The organism is Petrachloros mirabilis (assembly GCF_975968855.1).
On record NZ_CDLUDY010000166.1, the window covers coordinates 1 to 3196 of the forward strand.

Annotated in this window: 5 protein-coding genes; 1 reads left to right on the top strand and 4 read right to left on the bottom strand. The window is 52.1% G+C overall.

The genetic code is table 11. The annotated features are described in order from the left end of the window. Positions 1 to 30 precede the first annotated feature (30 nt). From ACWVCN_RS06820 to ACWVCN_RS06830, 3 genes are read right to left on the bottom strand one after another with little or no spacing between them, the layout of a single operon-like run. Entirely contained in the window at positions 31 to 747 is a 717-nt protein-coding gene (locus ACWVCN_RS06820) for a 3'-5' exonuclease (RefSeq protein WP_455244808.1), read from the bottom strand. Further along, positions 744 to 1142 (bottom strand): (deoxy)nucleoside triphosphate pyrophosphohydrolase, encoded by a 399-nt coding sequence (locus tag ACWVCN_RS06825; protein ID WP_455244809.1) that lies wholly within the window; start codon positions 1140 to 1142, stop codon positions 744 to 746. The genes ACWVCN_RS06820 and ACWVCN_RS06825 overlap by 4 nt, the downstream gene beginning before the upstream one ends. Next, entirely contained in the window at positions 1139 to 1684 is a 546-nt protein-coding gene (locus ACWVCN_RS06830) for a hypothetical protein (protein WP_455244810.1), read from the bottom strand. The genes ACWVCN_RS06825 and ACWVCN_RS06830 overlap by 4 nt, the downstream gene beginning before the upstream one ends. A 395-nt stretch (positions 1685 to 2079) precedes the next feature. On the opposite strand from ACWVCN_RS06830, the gene ACWVCN_RS06835 reads away from it, so the two are divergent. Then, positions 2080 to 2529 (top strand): hypothetical protein, encoded by a 450-nt coding sequence (locus tag ACWVCN_RS06835; RefSeq protein WP_455244811.1) that lies wholly within the window; start codon positions 2080 to 2082, stop codon positions 2527 to 2529. Positions 2530 to 2553: 24 nt separating this feature from the next. Here ACWVCN_RS06835 and ACWVCN_RS06840 read toward each other — a convergent pair. After that, positions 2554 to 3196 (bottom strand): SDR family NAD(P)-dependent oxidoreductase (locus tag ACWVCN_RS06840; RefSeq protein WP_455244812.1); only part of this gene is annotated, 643 nt, incomplete at its 5' end.

Here is a 3196-nt window from a genome sequence, read left to right on the forward strand (position 1 = left end):
GCGACCGCTGAGGTGACACGCTAGACTACTTCAACCGACATCCACAAGTTCGGGTTGAAGCAAGACAACCTCACTGGACAGGGGCTGGCGAAAATTCATTCGGCAGTAGCAAGCATACGTCACGTACGTATCTTGTAAGCAGTACCGTGCCAACTCCACTCCCTGTCCTTTTTCCCACATGTCAGCGACCTGTTCTCCACTCCCGGATTTCGTCTCAACATTCAACGCGCGGGCCAACACGTCGAGCTTGACCCATCCACGCGTATCCCAATTACTCCAAACAGCCATCGTGTCGTAGACCGGATCCGTCCGAAATTTGGCCAAGTTGATGTCTATGCTCGGCTTCACTTGCTGGATTATCGAACGCTTTTTGAGAAAGGGAAGATCAAACCCCAACCCGTTATGGGTGATAAACAGCGTGGGGCGGCTCTGCGCGAGGCGGCCCCAGAACTGCCGGAGCAACTCACGCTCATTCCCGCCGTGCCAGGCTATGGCTCCTCGGGGCTCCAGCTGATCGGAAAATTCCAACAACCCGATACAAACGATGGAGCTAAATGTGGCATCGAAAGCAGACTTCGCATATTGTTCATCTTCGACCCGGCGCCGTTCTTCGGCAGCGCCTGCTTCGAACAAATCGTAACCCTCCCCCGGAGTATTAAGGCCGACGGTTGAATCCTGTTTGCCAGAAAGGCGGGCCCATTCCTCTCTGGATGTCTGAATCGTTTCGATGTCCAGCACAACCTTCATGAACTGTTCCCTTCTCGCTGCAAAGCCTCGATGATCGGGAGATCGGCCGGCGGAAACTTTAAATTTCCCATCTCGTGAGGATAAACCCAACGGATCTCATCACAATCAAGCGGCGCAGCAAACCCCGCCTCGATCGAACAGCGAAAGAAATGCAGCTCTATTGTTTCTTCCTTATACTTATGCAGAATAACTTGAAAGAGCCGTGGTGCACCAACTCGAATGCTCAGCTCCTCAAAAAGTTCCCGCCTCAGACATTCTTCAAAGGTTTCATCAGGCTCCCGTTTTCCTCCGGGAAACTCCCAGAAACCGCCCAAATGGACACCGGTCTTCCGCTTTGCGATCAAAAACCTTCCTTCTTGGCAGATCAAACCTGCGGCGACCTCAACCGTCTTCATCGTTCAGCCCGGCCTTTAGTCAAGAGCGCATACGACTTGCAGAAGGTTCTCATCGGGCAACCAGAGCAACCGGGGGTCCGAGCAGTGCAACAAGTCGCCCCAAAATCCATAAGCGCCTGGTTGAAATCGTACCCTTTGCCCTGCGGGATCAATGCCTCCGACAGCATCCATAATGCGCTCTTTTGTGTCTTGGGGTTGCCTTTCGCTATAAAAACGCGATAAAGGACACGGATCACATTTGTGTCGAGAATCGGTGCGTCTTCGTTGAAGGCAAACGAGCGGATGGCTCCGGCCGTATATCGACCGATTCCCTTAAATGAGAGCAGTTCTTCCGCTTGACGTGGAAGTTGTCCGCCATAACGTTCCACCGTCTCACAGGCGATACTGTGAAGACGCACCGGTCTGATATTGTACCCAAGGGGATACCACGTCTTTTTCACGTCCTTTAGCGGCGCATCGGCCAAATCTTCAAATGTGGGATAGCGCTCGAGAAATTCATGGTACTTGGGTATCACCCGATCAACCTGAGTTTGTTGCAGCATCACTTCTGAAACAAGGATATGGTAAGGGTCGGAGGTGTTTCGCCAAGGGAGATCGCGGCCGTTTTTGCCGTACCAGGATAGAAGCTTCCTCTGAAATCGACGTCTTACCTCAGCATTGGGCTTGCCCTTCCGAGTCGACGGTCTTTTTCGCCTGATCAGAATCTTTTTCGAGGGAGATACGCCAGCCATTGGGCCCCGCTATTCGGGCGGCATTGTATGGAGCATCTCCTACAAAATCAATTAAATGCCCAAGCAATCAACCCCTGTTCATTCCAGACGATCAGGTCCTAGCAAACCAGAAATTCGAATGATACACTTGAAACACGTTCTGAACAGTACAAGTTGCCGCGAAGGCAGACACCTGGACAATGAAAGAAATCTCTCATATGCAGCCAATGAAGCGAATTCTTTGTGCGACAGGCCTTGCGACAGTGGTTTCGTTGTTCGCCATTCCCGCTCATAGCGATACTGAAGTACCCTGGGAATGCTCAAACTACACCAACGACGCACAAACGCGTTGTCTGAACGCATTCGTCGAACAACAACGAGAACAGATCAGCAAACTTAAGGGGCAACTTGAAGCCCAGAAACTGGCCGTCGGCCAGCTGAAAGAACAACTCAATCAACAGGCAGCAGAAACGGCGAACCTTCAGCAACAACTCTTGCAGCGACCAGCCACAACCGTTGTCCCCAGCCCTTACAGCTTCGGCTACACGTATATTTACCCGCCTGTAGGGTTAGGAATCTACCTAGGTAGACCTTGGATCTATAGGCCGGGGTTTTATGGATATGTCGGCCCCTTCTACGGAACGCGTTACTACGACCGCCGACGTCATCGCTGGTAAGTAGCCTCGTCAAGAACCGTCTTGTTACCAGTCAGCTCCCAATCGATCGATCACGATCTGGTGAACGATTGCGTGTTTCCCCAAAGTCGCCAAATAAACGGCTGTCTCAGCCACGTCATAAGGGCTGATCTTTTCACTCTCAAGAATAGCTTCGGGGCCGGCATCGACCAACTCATCAGCCACTCCACCCGGACAGATTGCGCTCACTCGAATGTTACGAGGCCGACCTTCATCCGCGAGAGACTTGGTCAAGGCCATCACCCCGTGCTTGGATGCGCTATAGGTTCCCGTGCCGGCCCAGGCTTGCACCCCTGCTACACTGGACATGTTAATGATGACGCCTCCTCCTTGATTCTCCATCTGTGTAAATGCAGCACGACAGCAAAAGAACGTCCCTCTGAGATTGACATTCATCACTTCGTCGAACACTCTCGTTTTTGTATCGGCAATCCGTCCACCACCAAAAATACCGGCATTATTCACTAGGATATCGACTCGGCCATAATGGCGAATCGTCTCCTCCATCAGCCGCTGAACCTGAGCTTCCTCTGAAATGTCCGTTTGAACTACCGTAGCCTCTCCACCCTTTTCACAAATCTGTTCTTTCACTTTCTGGCAGAGCGACCGTCTCCTTGCGGCCACCACAACCTTCGCCCCTTCTTCGCCA